The sequence below is a fragment of the Oligoflexus tunisiensis genome, from assembly GCF_001748245.1.
GTDB lineage: Bacteria > Bdellovibrionota_B > Oligoflexia > Oligoflexales > Oligoflexaceae > Oligoflexus > Oligoflexus tunisiensis.
Genome location: NZ_BDFO01000001.1, coordinates 183,631 through 205,719, shown reverse-complemented (window position 1 = coordinate 205,719; position 22,089 = coordinate 183,631). Strand labels below are relative to the sequence as shown.

The 22,089-nt window shown below is 50.6% G+C and carries 13 protein-coding genes and 3 rRNA genes; 9 read left to right on the top strand and 7 right to left on the bottom strand.

The genetic code is table 11. The features are described 5' to 3' along the window. Positions 1 to 31: 31 nt before the first annotated feature. The 4 genes from OLTU_RS00915 to OLTU_RS00900 are packed head-to-tail and all read left to right on the top strand — an operon-like array spanning position 32 to position 3,075. Positions 32 to 760 carry a response regulator transcription factor gene (locus OLTU_RS00915; protein WP_141730880.1) on the top strand — a complete coding sequence of 243 codons (729 nt, stop codon included), beginning with the start codon at positions 32 to 34 and terminating at the stop codon, positions 758 to 760. Next, a complete protein-coding gene (dapF, locus tag OLTU_RS00910) occupies positions 760 to 1,710 on the top strand; it encodes a diaminopimelate epimerase (protein ID WP_141730879.1) in 951 nt (316 codons plus the stop codon). The genes OLTU_RS00915 and dapF overlap by 1 nt, the downstream gene beginning before the upstream one ends. Positions 1,711 to 1,721: 11 nt before the next feature. Next, positions 1,722 to 2,453, top strand: a complete 732-nt coding sequence (locus OLTU_RS00905) for a lysophospholipid acyltransferase family protein (protein WP_141730878.1) — start codon at positions 1,722 to 1,724, stop codon at positions 2,451 to 2,453. Position 2,454: 1 nt separating this feature from the next. After that, on the top strand, positions 2,455 to 3,075 hold the full coding sequence (locus OLTU_RS00900) for a YdcF family protein (RefSeq protein WP_141730877.1): 621 nt from the start codon (positions 2,455 to 2,457) through the stop codon (positions 3,073 to 3,075). Here OLTU_RS00900 and OLTU_RS00895 read toward each other — a convergent pair. Continuing rightward, positions 3,069 to 3,896 carry an SDR family oxidoreductase gene (locus tag OLTU_RS00895; RefSeq protein ID WP_141730876.1) on the bottom strand — a complete coding sequence of 276 codons (828 nt, stop codon included), beginning with the start codon at positions 3,894 to 3,896 and terminating at the stop codon, positions 3,069 to 3,071. The two genes, OLTU_RS00900 and OLTU_RS00895, sit on opposite strands and share 7 nt — an antisense overlap. 96 nt (positions 3,897 to 3,992) lie before the next feature. Continuing rightward, positions 3,993 to 4,895 (bottom strand): glycosyltransferase, encoded by a 903-nt coding sequence (locus tag OLTU_RS00890; protein WP_141730875.1) that lies wholly within the window; start codon positions 4,893 to 4,895, stop codon positions 3,993 to 3,995. Positions 4,896 to 5,252: 357 nt separating this feature from the next. Between OLTU_RS00890 and OLTU_RS00885 the strand changes: the two genes are divergently transcribed. Continuing rightward, positions 5,253 to 5,753: a hypothetical protein gene (locus OLTU_RS00885; RefSeq protein ID WP_141730874.1), complete on the top strand. Its 501-nt coding sequence runs from the start codon at positions 5,253 to 5,255 to the stop codon at positions 5,751 to 5,753. 46 nt (positions 5,754 to 5,799) lie between these two features. On the opposite strand, the gene OLTU_RS00880 is transcribed toward OLTU_RS00885, so the two are convergent. The 4 genes from OLTU_RS00880 to OLTU_RS00865 all read right to left on the bottom strand — a co-directional run bounded on the left by OLTU_RS00880 (position 5,800) and on the right by OLTU_RS00865 (position 11,961). After that, complete coding sequence (locus OLTU_RS00880; protein ID WP_141730873.1) at positions 5,800 to 6,648, bottom strand: TIGR02147 family protein; 849 nt, start codon at positions 6,646 to 6,648, stop codon at positions 5,800 to 5,802. A 306-nt stretch (positions 6,649 to 6,954) separates the two neighbouring features. Next, positions 6,955 to 7,069, bottom strand: a 5S ribosomal RNA gene (gene rrf / locus OLTU_RS00875). A gap of 123 nt (positions 7,070 to 7,192) precedes the next feature. Then, positions 7,193 to 10,110, bottom strand: a 23S ribosomal RNA gene (locus OLTU_RS00870). 318 nt (positions 10,111 to 10,428) lie between these two features. Beyond that, positions 10,429 to 11,961 (bottom strand): 16S ribosomal RNA (locus tag OLTU_RS00865). The 16S, 23S and 5S rRNA genes sit together here, the layout of an rRNA operon. 444 nt (positions 11,962 to 12,405) lie before the next feature. Between OLTU_RS00865 and OLTU_RS00860 the strand changes: the two genes are divergently transcribed. The 3 genes from OLTU_RS00860 to OLTU_RS00850 are packed head-to-tail and all read left to right on the top strand — an operon-like array spanning position 12,406 to position 18,944. Next, entirely contained in the window at positions 12,406 to 14,337 is a 1,932-nt protein-coding gene (locus OLTU_RS00860) for a sulfatase-like hydrolase/transferase (protein WP_141730872.1), read from the top strand. After that, on the top strand, positions 14,306 to 16,438 hold the full coding sequence (locus OLTU_RS00855) for a sulfatase-like hydrolase/transferase (protein ID WP_176736223.1): 2,133 nt from the start codon (positions 14,306 to 14,308) through the stop codon (positions 16,436 to 16,438). The genes OLTU_RS00860 and OLTU_RS00855 overlap by 32 nt, the downstream gene beginning before the upstream one ends. After that, positions 16,425 to 18,944, top strand: a complete 2,520-nt coding sequence (locus OLTU_RS00850; protein ID WP_141730870.1) for a fused MFS/spermidine synthase — start codon at positions 16,425 to 16,427, stop codon at positions 18,942 to 18,944. The genes OLTU_RS00855 and OLTU_RS00850 overlap by 14 nt, the downstream gene beginning before the upstream one ends. A gap of 119 nt (positions 18,945 to 19,063) precedes the next feature. Here OLTU_RS00850 and OLTU_RS00845 read toward each other — a convergent pair whose 3' ends face one another. Continuing rightward, on the bottom strand, positions 19,064 to 20,056 hold the full coding sequence (locus OLTU_RS00845; RefSeq protein ID WP_218109765.1) for a glycosyltransferase family 2 protein: 993 nt from the start codon (positions 20,054 to 20,056) through the stop codon (positions 19,064 to 19,066). Positions 20,057 to 20,194: 138 nt separating this feature from the next. Between OLTU_RS00845 and OLTU_RS00840 the strand changes: the two genes are divergently transcribed. Beyond that, positions 20,195 to 22,081, top strand: coding sequence for a glycosyltransferase family 2 protein (locus tag OLTU_RS00840; RefSeq protein ID WP_141730868.1), 1,887 nt, complete (start codon positions 20,195 to 20,197; stop codon positions 22,079 to 22,081). The last annotated feature ends 8 nt before the right edge of the window (positions 22,082 to 22,089 follow it).

The following is a 22,089-nucleotide window of genomic DNA, read 5'->3' as shown; positions in this document are numbered from 1 at the left end:
GTTTAATACGTCGAAAGGACGCTTTAACTGCATGATGACGGGACAAAAACATATCCTTCTCGTGGAAGATGAGCCGCATCTGGCCTTCAATATGGAGCTCAATCTGCAGGCCGAGGGTTATCGCGTGACTCTGGCCAAGGACGGACGCGAGGCGATTGAAAAATATGACAAGGACGGTCCCTTTGCTCTGGTCATCCTCGATGTGATGCTGCCCGAGATGAATGGCTTCGAGGTGGCGAGCCACATCCGCCAGAACGATAAGATCACCGGCATTCTCATGCTCACGGCCCGCGCCTCGGAAAACGACGTGCTGCAGGGCCTGGAAACCGGAGCGGATGACTACATGACCAAACCCTTCAGCCTGCAGGAACTCTTCCTGCGGGTCAAAAGGATGGCTGATCGGAGCGATCTTTTCAGCCCTTTGCGGACGGGCAAACAAACCCTGATTCAATTCCGCGAAGTCACCTGGAATCCTCAGACCTTTGAACTCAAGGGACCGCAGGGCAGCTTTGTCCTCACGGCCCTGGAGGCCAAAGTGCTTACGGAATTTCTCGAGCATCCGCAGGAGATCCTGACCCGCAAGCATCTGCTCGGCCGCGTCTGGGGTGTGCACGGCAACGTGGAAACACGCACCGTCGATAACTTCATCATGCGCCTGCGCAAATATTTTGAAAAAGACCCTTCGCAGCCCGAGATCTTGCAGAGTGTGCGCGGACGCGGTTATAAATTCTGTGCTGAATTAAAAGAGGTATCCGGCTGATGGAGCTCGAATTTGAAAAATGGCATGGCAATAAAAACGACTTTATCCTCACCTGGTTCACGCATGATCAGATAACCTTTGATTCCTTGCGCCGCCAGACCCCGGCCCTTTGCGCACGGGATGGCAGTGGAGTTGGTGCGGATGGCGTTCTGGTTTTGCATACCAAAACCGCCCGCGATCTGATGCCCTACAAATTATCGATCATCAATAGCGATGGTTCGCTGGCGCAAACCTGCGGCAACGGCATCCGCTGTGCGGCCCTCAGTATTTTGACCCATCACCTGCAGGCCGATCAGAAGGTCGACATTCCCGACAGCATTGACCTGCAACTGGAAAGCAGCACGGTGACCATTCGTTTTCTCGGTCGTCTTGCAGCCAGCCGTACCGGACAGCTGCCGCTGGTGGCCGTGGAAATGGGTCATCCGCAGGTGAACAAGGAAAATTCCGACTACGACGCGGTGAAAACTTTCGTCACACGCAAAGCCCAGGAGCTGGGGATGCCTGAATTGACAAGAGATTGGCATCTGGTCTCCATCAGCAATCGTCACCTCTGTTTCTTTCTCGACTCGGTGACCCGTGATATGATCCGAAAAGTTGGTCCGGCCTTTCAAATTTCTTCGCTTTGGGATGGCATCAATGTCCATCTTTGTGCCAGTAAAGAGGTGCAGGATGAAGACCGCAGGATATCAGCTCAGGTTCTGACACGTCCCATCGATGAGCTCCATGAAGTTTTTGTTTGGGAGCGCGGGGCTGGTGAAACCCAGGCCTGCGGCAGTGGTGCTTCCGCCATCGGAGCTGCGGCTTTTGCCTCAGGTCTGACCGACCGTCGCAACTGGCTGGGCATTGATATGCCGGGTGGACGACTTTACATTAAACAGGAAAACGCCGCGGATTCCGTCACGCTTGCTGGGCCGGCTCAAATGGTCTTTCGTGGTCGCCTCGTCATATAACAGGCAAATCTATGGATGAAGAATTCACGCTTAAACTTTTGCCGGTCATGAATGCCCTCAGGGTCTATCACCGGCATGAGGTCCACGGTCTGGAGAATGTTCCCAGGCGTGGTCCGGTGATTGTGGCCTGTAACCATAGTCTGGCCACCTACGACATGCTCATGCTCATGGCGGCTGTCTATTGTCACAACGGTCGTCTTCCCCGTTCTCTGATCGATCGTGCTTTTTACGTCTTTCCGGGACTCGGCGAGCTCATGGAAAAGCTCGGCGCCATTGTTGGCTCCCAGGAAGCGGCCAGCAGTCTGCTCAGGAACGGTGAGATGCTTTATCTCGCGCCAGGTGGCATGCGCGAATCCCTGCGTCCTTACACGGAGCGTTACCAGATTCTTTGGAATCGCCGCCGGGGTTTTGCCCGCCTTTCCCTTGAAACCGGTGTTCCGATTGTGCTGGCGGCCTGCCCGCGGGCGGATGATATCTATAAGGTCTATGACAGCCCGCTCACCAAACTGATCTATAAAAAACTGCGTTTGCCCTTCTTTATGGCCCGCGGTCTGGGACCCACCGCCATTCCGCGACCGGTGAAACTCGAGCATTTCCTGAGCAAGCCCATCTATCCACCCAAACCAGCTGATGACCCGGCGAGCTATAAGCGCCAGCTCTACAACTATCACAGAAAGCTGATGGATAAAATGAACGCCATGATCGCGGAAGGCATCGTGCCCGCGCAGAAATCGTTGTTCTGATATGCGGCGGCTCTGGGAACGATTCTGTGCCTTTTTACTTGGCCTGCTCGCCGGGCTGGCCCTGCTCATGCTGGCCTATCCACCGAGCCGCCAGTGGCCGGCTGATCTCCTGATCCGCCATGACCCGGATGGGAATACGGCGGATGCCGTGATCATGCTCATGGGCAACGTCACCGATCGCGCCCCGCATTGCGCCCGCCTCTTGAAAAAGGGGATCGCTCCCAAAATTATCTTTGTGGAAGCGGAGCAGGATGAGCTCAATAAACTGGGATATCGTCTGCCGGATGGCGAGGCCAGCTTCCGTTATCTGCAAAAACTCGGCGTCAAGGAGGAGGCGATCATCTTTGATGCCAGGCAGGCCGTCACCAGTTCGTTCGAGGAAATGCGGGCGGTTTTCACCATCGTCAAGGAGCGCCTGCCTGCGGCCAAACGCCTCGTGCTCTGCACCAGCTGGTATCACTCCAGCCGGGCGCATTGGATTGCAGAGAAGGTCAACACCTTTGGATTCGAATTGAGATCCCTGCCCTCGCCCCGACCCAAGGTTTGGTATGCGAAGGAGTTTGATTTCCTAATGGTCTTCAATGAGTATCTGAAGTGGGTCTTTTACCTGACCCGCTACTGAGCCTTGCCTTTCGCCATCATCTGCTCGACCAGGGCTCGCGGCACCATCGGCGGTTTGGTCAGCCATTGGCCACCATCCACGACCAGAGTATGACCGCTAATATATGAGGCTGCCGAAGACGCGAGAAAGACCGCGGCCAGACCGATCTCGGCCGTTTCCCCGAAGCGCCGCAGCGGAATTTCCTTTTTCATTTTTTCGCCGGTATCCCCGGGAGCCAGACGCCGCATGCCTTCCGTATCCCCGATCGGGCCAGGCGCGATGCCGTTGACACGAATGCCGTCCGGTCCCCATTCCGTGGCGAGGTTGATCGTCAGCGCATCCACACCGGCCTTGGCCGCCGAGACATGAGCCTGGAAGGGGGTTCCCACATAATGCAGCGTGGCTGAAATATTTAGGATCAGACCTTTGCTGGCCTTCAGATATTGATATCCATAGCGGCACATGTTGAAGGTGCCGTTCAGATCGATGTCGACAACCGTTTTAAAACCATTGGGGCTGAGTTCCTCAGGCGGGCAAAGAAAGTTGCCGGCGGCACCATTCACGAGGATATCGAGTTTACCAAGCGCCTTGACCGTTTCATCCAGGGCCGCCTGGCAGGATTCCGGATTTCGGACATCACCGCTTTTATAAAAGGTCTTCACCCCGAGTTTGCCCAGCTCCTGACAGGCCTGCTGCAGAACCTCTTCACGGCGTCCCATCATCGCGATATCCGCACCATGAGAAGCGAGCGCCTTGGCCACACCAAAATTGATGCCGCTGCCTCCGCCTGTGACAAACGCAACCTTGCCCTTCAGAATATCGGATCGAAACGGTGAATTCATAGGAGTATCCCTTTCTGCCTTAGGATCGTACCAGAGGGTCGTCATAAGGAAAGGAACACCATCCAGGGCGTGGCAGCAAGGGATTTTTATGAGACGTTAAAGTGGCTCCAGATGACCAACTTGCAGGCGTTCCAGTTCCTGCCGTAGCCTGAGGCCCCAGGCATCGCCCTTCAGGGGATGCACGAGGTAATACCTGTGCGCCTGAATCATGTGACTGTCTCCCTTGTGAGGATTGATCGCCATGTCACATGCCCAGTCAGGCACCAGCTCCGCGATATCCACGAGGGGATGATTGAGGGCTTTGACGAGAATATTGGTCATCACATCCTCACCAAACACGAGTCCAAGCCCCGCAAGTGGTTTTCGCCGGAGCCAGCCGCGTCTCGACAGTTCAGACAAGGTCGAGCCGGCGATAATCTGAAACGATCCACCGATGAACTTTTGATTGAATCCATGCAGGATGGCGCGAAGGCCGAGGTCCCACCACCAGACAGGCTTTGTTCGCTTCAATTCCCAATCATGCTCCACCATCCCTTTGATCTGGCGGCGCCTGAATCCAAGGGGCAGAAGATCCAGCAGCACCTGAAAATAATCCCGCAGGCGAAAGCTGGCAAAGGTTCCGATCAGGCCTTGACCCGGCAAATGCTGGCCATCGAAGATACCGGCCAGATCCTTCCGATTGAAAAAGAGATCGGCATCCACACGCAGAACATAATCAAAGTCCCGGCCCGATTCCGCCAGGCAACGGAAGGCCAGAAGCGTGCGATCCATCGCGCCCCGGAAACCGGAGGATTGTTCCTTGCGAATGACTTCGAAACTCGTATTTTTCCGATCCGCGAAGGCACGCGCGAGGCTGTCTCCCAGAAAACTCGGGGAGGCATCATCCAGGATGAGGACGTGGACGTCGTGGTTTTGCAAAATGTCGAGCAATTGTCCCAGGGTCTGCTGAGCGAAAGGCTTTTCAGCTTCATAAACCCCGAAAAATACGCCGATTTTCATAAGACACACCCAGCTGGAGATTTGGGCCGCAGCCTATCTCCATAGCACAGGCCTGGGAAGGGATTTGAAACGGTGTTGCATGGGCTGTCAAACGCGGCCTCGATGCCGCAAGACCTGCGAGTTGAGCTGGGGATTTTTATGGGGACCCTGACATCTCATCTGATTTCACAGGGAATTTTCTTTCATATTATTACGGGTGTGTTCTGAAGCAAGCTCGTACAAACGAACACTAAGCTACGCGATTAGTCGAACTGTTTAAGTTTTCATCGAGCGAGCCACTAGGCAGCTGCGAGTGTTGGCGATAGAAGGTCTTTCGAAAGAGAAAGACATATGCTGTGCTGAACACGAGGGAAACATATGACTGAAGCTGCAGGAAATCCTGGTCGCCATCTCGAGAGACTCAACATTCTTTCCAAACACGTTATCGAGGCCATCAACGAAATTTTCTCGATGGCCTATGCGCAAACCCAGGAAATGGCCTGGGCCCCACCCTCCGGATCCGACCCGGACATCAGGCTGGTGGAAAAAAGTCTTTGGATCAATCGAATCATGATCCCGCTCGCGTCGCGGGAAAAAACCTTGAGCCTGATTCAGGCCTTCTTTGAAAAGGAAAACATGGCACTTACAAAAGCGGAGATCGTGGAGGCGGTTTACGGATCACAGCTGAACCATAGTCAGCGTTTTATGGAGGCCCAGGATGGAAACTTGACCAAGCTTCTGAGTCGAACGCGAACCTTCCTGGACAAGTCCCTGGCTCACACCTATCACCAGCGCCCTCTGGATTGGCTGGTCTTTGACATTCGAACGCGCAAGTACCTTCTCTACAAGGTCCGGGCTGACTTTCTCAAACACGTTTGACTCTGCTTCGCAGGAGGGGTCCTTTGGGGCCTCTCCTGTTTTTGCCTCAGGTCTGCGCCTCCACACTCTGAGTCAGTGGTACGAGATAGGTGCCAATCGCATAGACTTCATGCCCCGGAGCGGGTTTTCCCTGCTCCTCGGCCAAAGTCAGGGCATGCTTGCGGAGCTTATCCGAGACCTCGCGGGCGTTGTCCGGGATCATGGTAAAGAAGGCGGTATAGAAGTAGCGTTGTTCAAAGGGCATATTCTCAAGGCACCACTGTGCCCGATCGAGAGCCTTTTTATGAAGGGCCCGGATCTCATAGGCATTGCCGCGGTTTCCGAGTTCCATGAAGCGAATTTTGGTTCCAGGGCCATCGGGAGTCTTTTGAATCCAGCCGATGCTCTCCAGTTCATCAATCATCTTTTTCAATTCCTCGGAACTGACACCAAGGCGTTTCTGCAGAGCTTCGTCCGTGCGGACCTCGCTCTCGATTTCAAGCAGAAGGGTCAAAGCCAGCGGAGCCAGTGACCAGGAGTTCAGCATGCGATGGGGAACCTCAGCCGGCACATAAAGGTGCTGCAGGCGGATTTCCTTGGCTTTCACATAGTGAGGATTGTTTGTATCACCCGGAGCTTCCATTTCCGCCAGGGCCAGATTCACAAAATACTCCCGCACCGGCTCTGCCTTCTGGAGCTTCGCTGCCATTTTATGAATGGTTGCCTTGGAAAAATGAGTCTTGCCGGATAGGACAGTGCAAAGACTGGAGACCGAACACTCAAGATCGCGAGCAAAAGCCCGCATGGAATACAGCTTCTTTTTCGCACATCGTTCCGCCAGTTCAGTCCTCAAAAACTCGCGGTAATGCCTGGAAGCCAAAAGCTCTCGATCCTTAGGCGTGATGACAATGGTCATAATTCGGTACTCAATCCATGCAGTGAAGTAAAAGTCAACCGAATAAAAGACAGATTGTCACAGAACTTATTGCGGCTACCCACACATTTGTGCACAAAAAATTATCAGATTCAAACGACAGCCATGGGACTCTGATCTCCCCTTCCGTCAGCCCGTCTTCGTCGTCAGCCCCGCAGGGGCCCGCGTATCTCCTCCTCTTCGTCAGCCCCGCAGGGGCCCTGATCTCCCCCCTTCCGTCAGCCCCGCAGGGGCCCGGACGCACAAAACCCCTGACGGATTTCTCCATCAGGGGTTTTGCTATTTTTAAGGCTGCACCGAGCTACTCTCCCACAGTTTAAACTGCAGTACCATCGCCGCTGGAGAGCTTGACTTCCGTGTTCGGGATGGGAACGGGTATTTCCTCTCCGCCATTGGCACAGCCAAATCATGTTTGGCTCGGATGAACTGAATAGCGTGAATATCATCAAGGGATCAAGGCTTTTCTAGCAGGATTCCCCACATTTCACTCGCTTGAGCTTGTCAAGCAAGGGGGTAGAGGCGAATTAAAATTAAGCCTCACGATCTATTAGTACTGATCAGCTCCACACCTTGCAGTGCTTCCACCTCCAGCCTATCAACGTCATGGTCTATAACGGATCTTCAGGGCCTTTCGGCCAGGGAAATCTCATCTTGGGGTGGGCTTCCTACTTAGATGCTTTCAGCAGTTATCCCGACCGCACTTAGCTACCCTGCTATGCCGCTGGCGCGACAACAGGTACACCATAGGTGCGTCCATCCCGGTCCTCTCGTACTAAGGACAGACCCCCTCAAATTTCCTGCGCCCACAGTAGATAGGGACCGAACTGTCTCACGACGTTCTGAACCCAGCTCGCGTACCACTTTAATTGGCGAACAGCCAAACCCTTGGGACCTGCTTCAGCCCCAGGATGTGATGAGCCGACATCGAGGTGCCAAACCTCCCCGTCGATGTGAACTCTTGGGGGAGATCAGCCTGTTATCCCCGGAGTACCTTTTATCCGTTGAGCGATGGCCCTTCCATGCGGAACCACCGGATCACTAAGACCCACTTTCGTGCCTGCTTGAGGTGTCCCTCTCGCAGTCAAGCTCCCTTATGCCTTTGCACTCTACGACCGGTTTCCATTCGGTCTGAGGGAACCTTTGTACGCCTCCGTTACTTTTTTGGAGGCGACCGCCCCAGTCAAACTACCCACCAGGCATTGTCCCTTTCCCGGCTTACGGGAAGAGGTTAGATATTCAGAATTGTCAGGGTGGTATTTCAACGTCGGCTCCCCAACGACTGGCGCCGCTGGATCAAAGCCTCCCACCTATCCTACACAGACAAACCCAAATACCAATGCCAAGTTATAGTAAAGGTTCACGGGGTCTTTCCGTCTTACTGCGGGTAACGGGCATCTGCACCCGTTTTTCAAATTCGCTGAGCACTGGGCCGAGACAGCGGAGAAGTCGTTACGCCATTCGTGCAGGTCGGAACTTACCCGACAAGGAATTTCGCTACCTTAGGACCGTTATAGTTACGGCCGCCGTTTACTGGGGCTTCAATTCGGAGCTTTGCTTGCGCTAACCCCTCCTTTTAACCTTCCAGCACCGGGCAGGCGTCACACCCTATACGTCATCTTACGATTTTGCAGAGTGCTGTGTTTTTGTTAAACAGTCGCTTCTCCCTCTTCTCTGCGACCGGCGCATGCTTGGGGCGCGAGGCCTTACACACTGCCGGCATACCTTATCCCGAAGTTACGGTATCAATTTGCCGAGTTCCTTGGCCCAGCTTCACTCAATCGCCTTGGGATTCTCTCCCTGTCCACCTGAGTTGGTTTGGGGTACGAGCGATGTGCTTCAACGTTTAGCGGCTTTTCTTGTGAGCATGGGATCATCAACTTCAGGACCGAAGTCCACCGCATCACTTCTCGACATTAACCGCCCGGATTTGCCAAAGCGATCTGTCTACGAGCTTGCACCGGGATATCCAACACCCGGCCTGACTGCCCTTCTCCACCCCCGCATCACTCCACACAAACGGTACGGGAATATTAACCCGTTTCCCATCGACTACGCCTTTCGGCCTCGCCTTAGGGTTCGACTAACCCTGGGAGGATTACCCTGGCCCAGGAAACCTTGGACTTTCGGCGGGACGGTTTTTCACCGTCCTTTTACGCTACTTATGCTAGCATGAGCTCTTGTGGTACCTCCAGCATCCCTCACGAGACACCTTCGCAGGCTGCCACAATACTCGCCTACCACCCTTGCGGGTCCATAGCTTCGGTGCCACACTTGAGCCCCGTTACATCTTCCGCGCAGGAGCACTTGACCAGTGAGCTGTTACGCTTTCTTTAAATGGTGGCTGCTTCTAAGCCAACATCCTGGCTGTCTGTGCACTCCCACAACGTTTTCCACTTAGTGTGATCTTTGGGACCTTAGCTGATGGTCTGGGCTCTTTCCCTCTCGACTACGAATCTTCTCACTCGCAGTCTGTCTCCCGGACTTTTGGCCGTACGGGTATTCGGAGTTTGACAGGGTTTGGTAATCTGGTGAGACCCCTAGCCCAATCAGTGCTCTACCCCCCGTAGGGAACGTCCGAGGCCATACCTAAATATGTTTCGGCGAGAACCAGCTATCACTGAGTTTGATTAGCCTTTCACCCCTACACACAGGTCATCACAGAATTTTTCAACATTCACGTGTTCGGTCCTCCACTAGGAATTACCCCAGCTTCAACCTGCCCATATGTAGATCACCCAGTTTCGGGTCTAATGCCACGGACTAAACGCCGCTTCGGACTCGCTTTCGCTGCGGCTCGGGTGCTTCACACCTTGGCCTTGCCTGTGACATTAACTCGCTAGCTCATTATGCAAAAGGCACGCCGTCACTTTCGCTCCGACTGCTTGTAAGCGCTCGGTTTCAGGATCTATTTCACTCCCCTCAACGGGGTTCTTTTCACCTTTCCCTCACGGTACTGATTCACTATCGGTCACCAGGTAGTATTTAGCCTTGGGAGATGGTCCTCCCGGATTCAGACAGGGTTTCACGTGCCCCGCCCTACTCAGGAACGGCTCGGATGCTTCACGATTTCGCTTACGGGATTATCACCCTCTATGACCGGACTTTCCAGACCGTTCAGCTATCGATTCACACCCTTATGAACCGCCCTACAACCCCGCTGGGTAAACCCAGCGGTTTGGGCTCTTCCGTGTTCGCTCGCCGCTACTGACGGAATCTCTATTTGATTTCTTTTCCTCCGGGTACTGAGATGTTTCAGTTCCCCGGGTTAGCTCCTCCGCTCCTATGAATTCAGAGCGGGGTCATGCCGAAGCATGGGGTTTCCCCATTCGGACATCTCCGGATCAAAGCTTGCTAAGCAGCTCCCCGAAGCATTTCGCAGCTTGCCACGTCCTTCATCGCCTCCTGGTGCCAAGGCATCCACCGAACGCCCTTAGTAGCTTATTTTTCATTCGCCTTCCCCTTGCTTGACAGGATCAAGTCAAGAGATCGATTCCCGGTTTAAAGGAATCTGGAGAGAATCACTGCTACATTGAGTGTTACTGGTCTTTTCAGTTTCACCTGAAAAGGCTCAGTTATATTTCAATTGCCTTAAAACTTTTGAGGATTATTCACGATATTCAGTTGTCAAAGAGCGTCTGAAAAAAAATGCCCCGGTTAAGGGACAGATTCCTTCAAAGCTGAATAGAGAGACAGAGGAAGGAAGGACGAACGTCATTAACCTTCAGGATAGCTGTTCATTACTGAACGAGCATAAATCCTTAGAAAGGAGGTGATCCAGCCGCAGGTTCCCCTACGGCTACCTTGTTACGACTTCACCCCAATCACGGCCTCAACCTTGGTGAGCTGCTTCCTTGCGGTTGGCTCACTCACTTCTGGTTAAGACCACTTTCGTGGTGTGACGGGCGGTGTGTACAAGGCCCGGGAACGTATTCACCGCAGCGTGCTGATCTGCGATTACTAGCGATTCCAACTTCATGAAGTCGAGTTGCAGACTTCAATCCGGACTGAGATAGTGTTTTACGGATTAGCTCCACCTTGCGGTCTTGCAGCCGTCTGTTTCTACCATTGTAGTACGTGTGTAGCCCTGGCCGTAAGGGCCATGAGGACTTGACGTCATCCCCGCCTTCCTCCGGTTTAACACCGGCGGTCTTCCCAGAGTCCCCAACTTAATGCTGGTAACTGAGAACAGGGGTTGCGCTCGTTGCCGGACTTAACCGAACATTTCACAACACGAGCTGACGACAGCCATGCAGCACCTGTCCACGAGTCCCCGAAGGGAAAGGTACATCTCTGTACCGGTCTCGCGATGTCAAGGCCAGGTAAGGTTCTGCGCGTTGCTTCGAATTAAACCACATACTCCACCGCTTGTGCGGGCCCCCGTCAATTCCTTTGAGTTTTAGTCTTGCGACCGTACTTCCCAGGCGGGATACTTAATGTGTGAACTTTGGCACTCAGAGGGTTAACTCTCCGAACGCCTAGTATCCATCGTTTACGGTGCGGACTACCAGGGTATCTAATCCTGTTTGCTCCCCGCACTTTCGCACCTCAGCGTCAATACACTGCCAGGCAGGCGCCTTCGCCTCCGGTGTTCCACCTGATCTCTACGAATTTCACTTCTCCACCAGGTATTCCCCCACCCTCTCAGGTATTCAAGACAAGCGGTTTCAACTGCAGTTCCCGGGTTGAGCCCAGGTATTTCACAATTGACCTGCGAGTCCGCCTACGTGCGCTTTACGCCCAGTGATTCCGAGTAACGCTTGCACCTTTCGTATTACCGCGGCTGCTGGCACGAAATTAGCCGGTGCTTATTCTCGAGGTACCGTCAGCTGACCGGATTGTTCACCCTGCCAACCTTCTTCCCTCGCTAAAGAGCTTTACGACCCAAGGGCCTTCTTCACTCACGCGGCGTTGCTGCATCAGGGTTTCCCCCATTGTGCAATATTCCCTACTGCTGCCTCCCGTAGGAGTCTGGACCGTGTCTCAGTTCCAGTGTGACTGATCATCCTCTCAGACCAGTTACCCATCGTTGCCTTGGTGGGCCATTACCCCGCCAACTAGCTAATGGGACATGGGCCAATCCTTGAACGGTAGCCCTTGCGGCGCCACCTTTACTCTCGCGAGATTATGCGGTATTAGCTGTCGTTTCCAACAGTTATTCCCCATTCAAGGGCATGTTCCCATGTATTACTCACCCGTGCGCCACTTTACTCATCCCGAAGGACTTTCACGTTCGACTTGCATGTATTAGGCACGCCGCCAGCGTTCACTCTGAGCCAGGATCAAACTCTACAGTTTAAAACCTGACACGAGCCGAAGCTCGCTTTTTTTATTTTTAACTCGACAATCCATCCGAAGATGAACCATCAGAATTGACGTTCGCGCTTCTTCTTTCTGTCTTCTATTCAGTTTTCAAAGAACCTTCGCTTTTCGAGAGAGGGAAGATCCGCAAGTCACCTTGTTTTCTCTTCTTTTTTCTCACTCAGTTGCGAGGAAGCTGGTTATATGCCTTTGAGTTTTTTTCGTCAAGCATTCCTCTTCCGGTTTTGTCATTTTTTTTCGATACTCCTTTGACGCGACATAATGGCCTGATTTATGTGAGTTTCCCTTGTCACCCATATTCGAACGCATTGCCTTTCGGAGTCCGGCAATAGGAGATTGCAAATTGTCAAATGCACTGCAAATATTAAGACCGTGTAAATTTACTAATACCCCACATCAGTCGCACGAGAGCCTACCCGCATGCGCCAAAAATTAATTCGCACTGCCAAATGGTTTGGCACTCTGATCTTTTTTGAAGTTTTCACATTGGCGACCGCTATCTTATTCAATGGCGATGATAGCTATATGGGAGGGCATGACGAAAATTTAGTGAAGACGGGACTAAGCCTTTACCAACATGGGATTATTTCCACGATTGTCCAGGTTTTCATGATAAACCTTGCCGTTTTTTTCCTGCTCGCCCTGCCAACCCTTTTATTTAGAAAACCCAGACGTTGGCCAGCCTTGGAGCTTCTGCAATGGGTCACCGCATTCCTGGCTCTCCATTTCATCTGGATTTTTGTGGCCGCTTTCAGGATTCCTACACTTTTTTCAGAGATCTACTATGGTATGGGAACCAACTCTTGGGCCGGATTGTTTAGTGTTATAGCCTCTTCAAAGGGGCCTTACGTTCTTGGGAGCTTTGTAGCGGTATACTTTGCTCTCCTATTATATTACCTGCCAAGGTCATACCGAATCGGGGCCATAGCCTACTATGCCATCTTTGCAGCATGCATTCTCAATTCCCAAAAGCCTCCAGAACGCCTGAAACTCTCAAGAAACAGCATCCTTATACTTATGGCTGACTCATTGCGCTCTGATTATTTGACCGCAGAGCATGCACCAAAAACCTGGACGCATTTTACTTTCGGACCCAAGAACTTTCTCATTCAGAACGCAATTCCTCCCATAGCTCGAACAACGCCTGCAGTCGTCTCCCTCTTTACAGGGAAGCTACCTGCTGAAACAGAAGTTCGCGAAATGTTCAGTGATGAGAGATCATTTCAGCAGGACAATACAGTAATCAACCTTTTCAATGATGCTGGCTACTGCACGATTGCCATCGGCGAATATCCGGGAGACTTCCTGAATAAGATCCATTTAGGATTCAGGCATATCGACGCTCCTACTCTTAGGTTCAAGGAAATCATTCTTCAAGGCGTTGCCAAGCGCAGCCCCTTCTTCCTGGCAAGCTTTTCCTGGGACGCATTTCGGGAGATCAAATATTCGAATAAAAACCTGCGTAATCTTTTTATCGGGCTTCCTACTTTTGCGGGAGCTCATGCGTTGCCCAAACGCCTCAATCGTCTGGCCGAGAAATGTCAGGGTCAACCCATCTTCGCCTATGTATTTTTAGATCAGCCACATTTCCCATATGTGCAAACTTGGCCTGAATATCTCATCCTTGATGAATCATATAAGGGCAGCTATCGCTATATGAAAGATGCCGTATCAGAACCGCGGTCAGATGAAGACCGGCAGCGCATTCGACAACTCTATGCAGGTAGTATCCGCGGGATGGATGCGACAATGGATCTGTTTCTCAAACTCATCCCAAAGGATCAAAATATTACGACCGTGATCACAGGGGATCACGCCGAGTCCCTCTATGACAAGCAAGGTATCATGGGACATGGCGACCAGATTTCGGAGTGGGAAGGAATATCCACACCATGGATGGTCATAGGTGCCGAGAAGGAAACATTAGCAGATGTGCCGGCCGAAAAGTTTATCTCGACAACGCACTTCGCACAGTGGCTCGGCTCCATTCGCGGTCTTCAGTTTAGCCCATCGCTTTTGAAAAAAGATGAAATCTACAGCGAAACAGGTCTTTGGATGGCTGAAACACCCAATGTTCCCAACGCTCGTATCCGGTACCCAGGATTGGCTGAATTGCTTTCATTGCCTCATATCGAATCTCATCCGCAGATCAAACCTGAGTATCAATCTTTGGTGGATTACGCCAAACATCGGGTTTTTATGGATGCAACCGGTACTTATTATATCAAGCCTTTGGAAGACCGGGTTCTCATCGAGAAAAACGGTCAGATCATACCAGCCGCTCAACTGCCCACATTTGCCAAAAGGATTCTTGAGCAATATGACTCATCGCTTTATTTCTCGATTTTTTAGTCTGCTGCTGATTATTCCGGCTCACAAGGTTCACGCATATTGGCAGGTTCAGGACCGCCCATTGGACCCGAAGCCCTACGGGAGAACCGTTGAAAACCCTATTTCCGTATCATACAGCCATCAAGGAGTTATCGAAGGCTCGGGAAAACCGATCTCCTCCGAGAAACCTTTTGAGATGAGTGGTTTCGTAAGGAATAAAACCGAAAAGCGTTTGGAATTTCAGATAGGCTATGTCACGGACACAGCGACGTATCAACCTGAAAACTGCCCAGTTTCCATCCACCTGGCGATGGGGACAATGCGTTCAACGTTGAAGCAGCAGATTCCTCTGCGGTCTGTGCATCCAAACGCCGAGACATTTGAAAACCTTTCCAGCCGCTATGATTACCTTATGCCTGCATTCAGCATATCTCTGCCACAGCAGGAGGGCAGCTATCAGCTATCGGTTGTCAGCGATCAGCGCTGCGTCTCCGGCAAACTTTTCGTTTTTGACCCAAAGGTATGGGAAAAAGCCAATTCCATACCGGCACGCAGGATGGCTCTCATCGTGGCGGATTCCATAGGTAGTGCTTGGTTTCAGAATAAACGACGATTCATGCCATTTGTTCAGAACTTTTTTAGCAAGCCGGGTCGCTCACTCGCAACAAATGTCATCAGCATCTCGACCAACACGATTGATACCACGCGAGGCCTCACTGACATGCGTCAGAGCTTGCAAGAGGCAACCAAACTGATGAGCGATCATTTCGATGAGAAAACAGGGCTGATCCCCTCATTTCTCAATGCAGGCTATGAAGTTGTGAATTATTCCTCCAATTATCTACTATCTCAGGACATCAACCACGGTGGCTTTCGCCAGTATTATAATCTGGACATTACCGGAGGGGCCAATAATTCTCGCAATGCGGAAATCCGGGTTTCCATGTACCTCGACTGGTTACATCGTCATCCCGATCATAACGTATTTATTTTTACATGGTTTGATGATTCACACGCCTGGGTTACATCCCCCGCGAATCGTCCTGAATTCAAACTTCAAAATCTTCCCTATAAGGTTCTCGAACGTAACCAAAAAACCATGGAAGAGCAGGCTCGCTCGCTATCCTATCTGGATATGCAGCTGGAAAAACTCCTGAAGTCCCCCCAGCTTCAAAACGCTGATATCCTTTTCACCTCAGATCATGGGCTCGATTATAAAACACTCAACCACCCTCACCCAATGTGGCCTTCCTGCTCGCACTCGGTCAGCATGAATAATAATCATGTCCATCCTGATGCCGTGGAGACTTTTGCAGGTCTCAAGCTAGCCCATGGGACTTCTGTAGTACCCGCTCATGAAACTTCGCTTTTCGATTGGATCAAAACTGCAATTTTGCGCTCTCATCCCAACGTTGATACCAGCCGATGGCAAGGTGAGGATCTAAAAAATTCCAGCCCCGAGGATGTTATCGTATCAGTTTCGCATCAGCAAAGAGGTTCGTTTCGTCATCGAGGGCAGCACTACTATTTTTCAGAATTGACCTGTGAGAACAAAGTGCCCTTGACGGTCCTGGATAAGGATCTGCAGCCCGTCTCGCTCGAAAAGAGTGATAATCTGATTCAGAGGTTGGTCCAATTAGGCTTTGGACAATATCAAGAATTGTCCTTGGATTACTACCAGATGGCCTCGGACTGTCGCATTAAGGTCGATGGGCTGAAAGCTGCTGACAATTCCACAGAAACTCTTAATTTCGGAATGTCACCTGCTAATTGGATGGAATCTCAGACATCTTATATCTCAGCTCTCAGCGCTCAGGTGACTATCTCCGCAATTCCCGATGGGTGCGCTGATGTTCGGATCAGCTACTTGAGCCGCAATGTCAATGGAAAGCTGGACCTTAACAACAAGAGTTTTCTTAAATTCCTTGCGAGTCCTGCTCCTCATAGTTTGAAATTTAGCAGACCGACCCTCGTAATAGCAGCTGACTCTGGCGCTCTCAGTATCATAAAAAGTGGCAAATTTGTTCATTTAAACAGCCAGCAGAAAGAAAAAACATCCATTTCTGCCAATCTCAAGCAGGCCATGAAAAGCTGGGGGTATATCCAAAATGAGAAAGAGTAATTTTTTTGTACTATCGGCCTCGTTCTTTTACTTTGTCTCCGGCTTCACGTCATTGATCTTCCAGGTCGTGCTGAACAAGTACTTTAGCTTTATTTTTGGGGTGAGCGCCTATGCAACGGCCACGGTCCTTGCAGCCTTTATGCTGGGACTGGCCGTTGGAAGTTATTGGATAGGCCGGAAAGTGACATACTCCAAAGGAAAGCTTTTTACACTATACGGCCTTCTCGAAGCCGCTGTCGGCCTCTATGCCATCTGCTTTATCCCGATTTCCAATGAAATCGATGCGATTTTTTCTCATCTAGCGACCGAATTCAGTTGGAGCTTTCACGGCCTGACCTTGCTACGTTTTGTTTCTGCAGTTCTCCTCATCGGCATTCCGACCTTCTTAATGGGAGGGACTCTTCCCTGCCTTATCGAAGCACTTAGGCGTTTGAATGTCGCTGGCAAAATAAACTTTGTTTATGGTTTCAATATCCTCGGCGCAGCAATGGGCGTAATCGTCGGTTCTTACTTCCTGATACCTGCCATCGCTCTTACCGGCGCCCTCCAGGTCGTACTCGCTCTTAATATTCTGTTGGTGCCGTTGTCGTTTCTGGTGCAAAAGCGGGCTGACCGCCTAGTAGCAGATCGTCCAACGGAGACTTCTCAAGTAGTCGCGACTTCCCAGAAGATTCCTCTCATCATGTGGATCGCTGCGTTTGGATCTGGTTTCATCGCATTTGGCAATGAAGTCTACTGGAACCATCTCCTGTCTCTGGTCATTGGCACATCCGTCTATGCCTATGCCATCATGCTTTTTACGACTCTGATTGGTATGACAGCTGGCAGTTTTCTTGCTCACCGGATGACGAAGTGGGCGACGCCCCCCGAAAAATTGCTCGAGTATAGTTGCATAATGCTGGCCTTTTGCCTCGTTGGCACAATGCCCCTTTGGGACAAAATGCCCCTCTTATTCCTGCGTCTTGGCACCTACGTCGAGGGATTTGCCATGCGGGAGACCTTGAGGTTTATAGCCTGCCTGCTCTTGATTCTTCCTGCGGCGATTTGCGCAGGCATGATTCTCCCGCTAGTATTCAATGCATTGGAGAATAAAGGGAGGTTAGGGGGGCATGATCTGGGAAGACTCTACGCCGTGAATACCCTCGGCACAATTCTAGGATCTTTGATCGCGGGGTTTATTATCCTTGAAAGCATAGGCGGAAGACAGGCAATTGTACTGAATGCAATATTCGCTTCCAGCCTCATGATTGCTTTTGCTGCCTCTGCCCGTGAAAAAAAGTTTGCCCTACCGTCCATGCAGTTTGCCGCTCTGATTCTTCTTGGGACCATGCTTCCACCTTGGGATACAAAAGCGATGCTCAGTGGCGCCAATATTTACTTTGAAAAAGCCCATGATGATTTTGATGAACTTGTCTGGCAAAAAGAAAACCATGTTGGAGGTGTGACCTCAATCATTCGCAAGGATCAAACCCTTACGATGCTAACGAATGGGAAATTCCAGGGCAATAACGGCAAAGAAAAGATCGATCAGATTCGTTTTGCAGTTATACCGAACATGTTTGTGAAGAAAACAGACGCTGCTCTCAACATAGGTTTGGGAACGGGCATGACGCTCGGTGTCATTGGTGAGTTTCCGTACAAGAAACTTGATGCAGCGGAGTTGTCACCAGACATTATAGAGGCAGCAAGACGCTATTTTTCAGATATCAATTTTAATGTACTCGATCGTCCCGGGACTCATATCCATGTAGAAGACGGTCGCAATTTTTTGTCGCTCCTCCCCAAAGATCGCCGCTACGACCTGATTTCAATTGAGCTGACTTCAATTTGGTTTGCGGGCGCAGGCAATCTTTATAATGATGAGTTCTACCAGTTGGCGAAAAAGCATATGTCTCAAGGAGCTGTGATGCAACAGTGGCTGCAGCTGCATCATATCGGCATCCGTGATATTGGAATCTTGCTAAAAACACTGCGTAAGAATTTTAAGTATGTCCAACTCTGGCTCCCTAGCCATCAGGGCATCATCATTGCCAGTGATGAGCCCCTAAAAGTCAACCCCGCTCGCGTCAACGAATTCAAAAACAGCCAAGTGAGTCATACGGCATATCTCGAAGAGGTCCATACTCTTTGGGGGGAACTCCTGCTCAACTCTACGGAGTTGGACACATTCCTGGCAGACCTCGAGAAGTCTGAACCCCTTCCCCTTTCCACCGACAAGAACCTATTCCTGGAGTTCAGCACGCCTAAGGGCAATACTCTGGGATGGAATTTTGATGATAATTTCTCGAAGCTCCTCAAGTACTCCAAAGGCCAGAATGAGGAAATCTTGCCCGATGAATGGCAAAACGACATGAATATCCTTGCCTTTTCCATGCTGGGCAGGGCCCAGTTTTACCCCAAGTACTCATCAGCATGGCATCAGGCCATCCAGAATTCTCTGGAGGCTTTCCCTAACAGTCAGGCTAAAGAAAGAGTCGCGTCCAAAATAAGGTCAACGATTTTGTAAAACTATAATTTTGGAGTTTCCATTAGGTAATTCCAACAAAGCTACAATAATTCCATGAAAGTTCAATTACTGCATAGCCGAGCGCTTGTTGGGAATCGGCGTACAGACCTGAGAAGAGCTCATGCTTTTCCCCGGACGGAGCGAAGTTTTTCAATAGGGTAATCGCCTTCCTTCCAAAAAACACGGGCCGGCTGCTCGCTAAAACGGGAAATATTGACTGGGTACTCTGGGTTCTGCGTGAGAAAGCTTCGCCACTTGCTGTAGATGTATCGCACCTCATCGAAATTGATCCTGGAATGCTTGCGACTGGCACTCTCCCAGTGAACAGCTTCAATATGAGGCAGCACCCAGTTCTTCAAGCCGGCTTTTTGGAGTTTTAAACAGAGATCGATGTCCTGGCCTGCAGTGGGCAGGTTTTCATCGAATCCACCTACTTTTAGAAAGTTCTCGGCTGAAAGGAGTAGGAATGCCCCAGTTACTGCCGGAACTTGCCGTGCCCGCATTTTCCATTCCCGTAAGATAGACGGGTGCCGGCCTTTAAAAGGATGGGCAGCGACAATTTTCACCCCTGGCGCTGCAAAAACGTGTTGAATGCGTCGATTCGGGAAAAGCAATGTAATTCCGACTGCACCACATCCCGAGGTTTGGGAAACAAATGCAGCTGACTGCGCCAAACTATTAGAATTTTCCAGGACGACATCGTTATTCAGAAAAAGCAAGAGATCCTGGTTTTTGAGAGACCTGGACAACTTTAACCCAAGATTGCAAAGTCTTGAGAAGTTAAAAGGTTCGTCGATCTCATGGACGGTATACTCAAGAGGCGAGCCCCTCTCCTGCTGTAACCAATTTCTAATCTGGGCTCGCGTCCCTGGTGAACTTCCATTATCAATCAGATGAACATGACAGCTAATTTGACCAAGATTCTGCTTCCTGAGAGCCTCCAGGCATATCCGCGTTAGATCCCAACGATCTCGAAAGGGTATGAGAATGTGGAGACCAACGAAAGCTGAAGTCTTTTCTGGTAATGATGTGGACTCAAAGGCTTTGCAAAAGTAATCAATACCAACGCAGCCAATAAGACGTACAACATATTCATAGAGCTTGAGTGACAACCTGAAAAGCAACGTCAGACCTCTTCATGAGTTTTTGCGAAAATTCGCGACATCATTCTTATGGATTTCGTATGCTCGAGGTTCCCACAAAATGGATCTGCATTTTCTGGTTACAAGATTTTATAAAGGATTGCAGGGGTGAATAACAGACTGAAACGGGTTGTTTTCAAGGTGCTTAATATGCCTCTATTGCATGTTTGGCTGCCTCGGTTCATCGATTTCCAGGTTCGCGTCCTAAGAAAATTCTTGTTTATTACCAGCAAGTTCCAGGCTCGCTTGATCCATCACTATCGGTTCAACCCGTCCACTGACCAATGGGATCAAGCGCTCATGCGATATTATAGCCAGATTCCATCAATTCCGTCCCGGCTTCATACCCGCCCCCTGATTACCGTGCTCGTTCCAGTTTTTAAAGTAAAGGCATCATATCTCTCTGAGTGCCTTGCTTCGGTTGCTGCCCAGGTCTATGAAAATTGGGAGCTCTCCATTGTCGATGATGGTTCCAATGATCCACAAATCAATGATGTTCTGCAGAGATTCGCCAGTCGGCACCCGAGCAAGGTTAAGATTCGCATCGAAAAGCAAAATTCAGGAATCTGCGGCGCATCGCAGTTAGCTCTGGACCAAGCGACAGGTAACTATATTGCTCTTCTGGATCACGATGACCGATTGCTTCCGAATTCACTTTTGGAGGTAGCAAGGGCTATTCAGGCCAACAACGAACCGGACATCCTATATTCCGACGAATCGCGAATCAACGAAGACGGAATCGTTGAATCAACTTTCCACAAGCCTGCATGGTCACCCCTATTCAATCTTGCAGCTCACTATTCAACCCATCTTACGGTCTATAAAGCAGAACTCATGCGGCGCGCTGGAGGCTTCAGGCTTGGGTATGAAGGTTCACAGGATCACGACTTGATGCTACGAGCTGTTGAGTTGACTACGAAGCCCGTTGTCCACATCCCCATGATCCTCTATCAATGGCGTGCGCATCCCCAAAGCACGGCCCGATCTCGCGAAGCCAAACCCTATGCTGCGGTTGCAGGGGAGAGGGCTGTCGCGGAAGCATGCGAAAGACGTGGATGGCCAGCAAGAGTTGAATTTGATGCCAAACTGGAAAGGTATCGAGTTCGATTCGAGCTCCGCAATCCAAATGCAATGGTCTCCATCCTGATTCCCAACAAGGATGCTTTTGGAGTTATTGAACCTTGTCTCAAATCCATTTTCACGAAATCGACATACCAGAACTTCGAAGTGATTGTCATCGATCATGACTCAAAGTCAAAAGATGTGATGAAACTGTATGACCGAATGGAAGGCCAACATCAGCATCGTTTTAGGCGCATTCCTTATCAGGGAAGTTTTAACTTTGGCGCAATGAACAATATTGGTACTCATTTTGCTAAGGGTGAATTCCTGGTTTTCCTCAACAACGACACAGAGGTTGTTTCCCCTCAGTGGCTTGAAGAATTGTTGGCAGTCGCACAACTTCCTTCCAGTGGTGCTGTAGGTGCAAAGCTCCTTTTCGAAAGCGGAAAAATACAACACGCCGGCATCGTTGGGCTGGGTGCAGGTGTTGCAGGCAATGTCGGGACAAACCTTCCGGCAAATACAAACCATTACTACTCTTACTTCCAAACGACGCATGAAGTACTTGCAGTGACAGGCGCATGCCTTATGCTTGAAAAAAGAAAATTCCTGGCTGTGGGCAAATTTAACGAAGTCGATGTTCCAAGCGGCTTCGGTGACGTGGATTTATGTCTAAGACTCCGCGACAAAAATTTCTCAAATGTTTATGTCCCACACGCTGTACTGATCCACAAAGAATCTACAACTCGAAAAGCTGGATTTGAAGTCTATGAGAAATGGTATATGCTGAGCAGGTGGGGTGAAAATTTGTTAGCAGATCCATACTTGAACCCGAATCTTCAGCGTTCAACGCAATATCAGCTGGACTTCGATTCAATTTTCCAACAACCACTTGAGACTTCCTTTAGAAAGATCCTCCAACCTTATTATTGAATGATTTC

Coding starts and splice junctions, on each gene's coding strand:
- OLTU_RS00915 (WP_141730880.1), top strand. CDS start 32: ATGATGACGGGACAAAAACATATCCTTCTCGTGGAAGATGAGCCGCAT.
- dapF (WP_141730879.1), top strand. CDS start 760: ATGGAGCTCGAATTTGAAAAATGGCATGGCAATAAAAACGACTTTATC.
- OLTU_RS00905 (WP_141730878.1), top strand. CDS start 1,722: ATGGATGAAGAATTCACGCTTAAACTTTTGCCGGTCATGAATGCCCTC.
- OLTU_RS00900 (WP_141730877.1), top strand. CDS start 2,455: ATGCGGCGGCTCTGGGAACGATTCTGTGCCTTTTTACTTGGCCTGCTC.
- OLTU_RS00895 (WP_141730876.1), bottom strand. CDS start 3,896: ATGAATTCACCGTTTCGATCCGATATTCTGAAGGGCAAGGTTGCGTTT.
- OLTU_RS00890 (WP_141730875.1), bottom strand. CDS start 4,895: ATGAAAATCGGCGTATTTTTCGGGGTTTATGAAGCTGAAAAGCCTTTC.
- OLTU_RS00885 (WP_141730874.1), top strand. CDS start 5,253: ATGACTGAAGCTGCAGGAAATCCTGGTCGCCATCTCGAGAGACTCAAC.
- OLTU_RS00880 (WP_141730873.1), bottom strand. CDS start 6,648: ATGACCATTGTCATCACGCCTAAGGATCGAGAGCTTTTGGCTTCCAGG.
- OLTU_RS00860 (WP_141730872.1), top strand. CDS start 12,406: ATGCGCCAAAAATTAATTCGCACTGCCAAATGGTTTGGCACTCTGATC.
- OLTU_RS00855 (WP_176736223.1), top strand. CDS start 14,306: ATGACTCATCGCTTTATTTCTCGATTTTTTAGTCTGCTGCTGATTATT.
- OLTU_RS00850 (WP_141730870.1), top strand. CDS start 16,425: ATGAGAAAGAGTAATTTTTTTGTACTATCGGCCTCGTTCTTTTACTTT.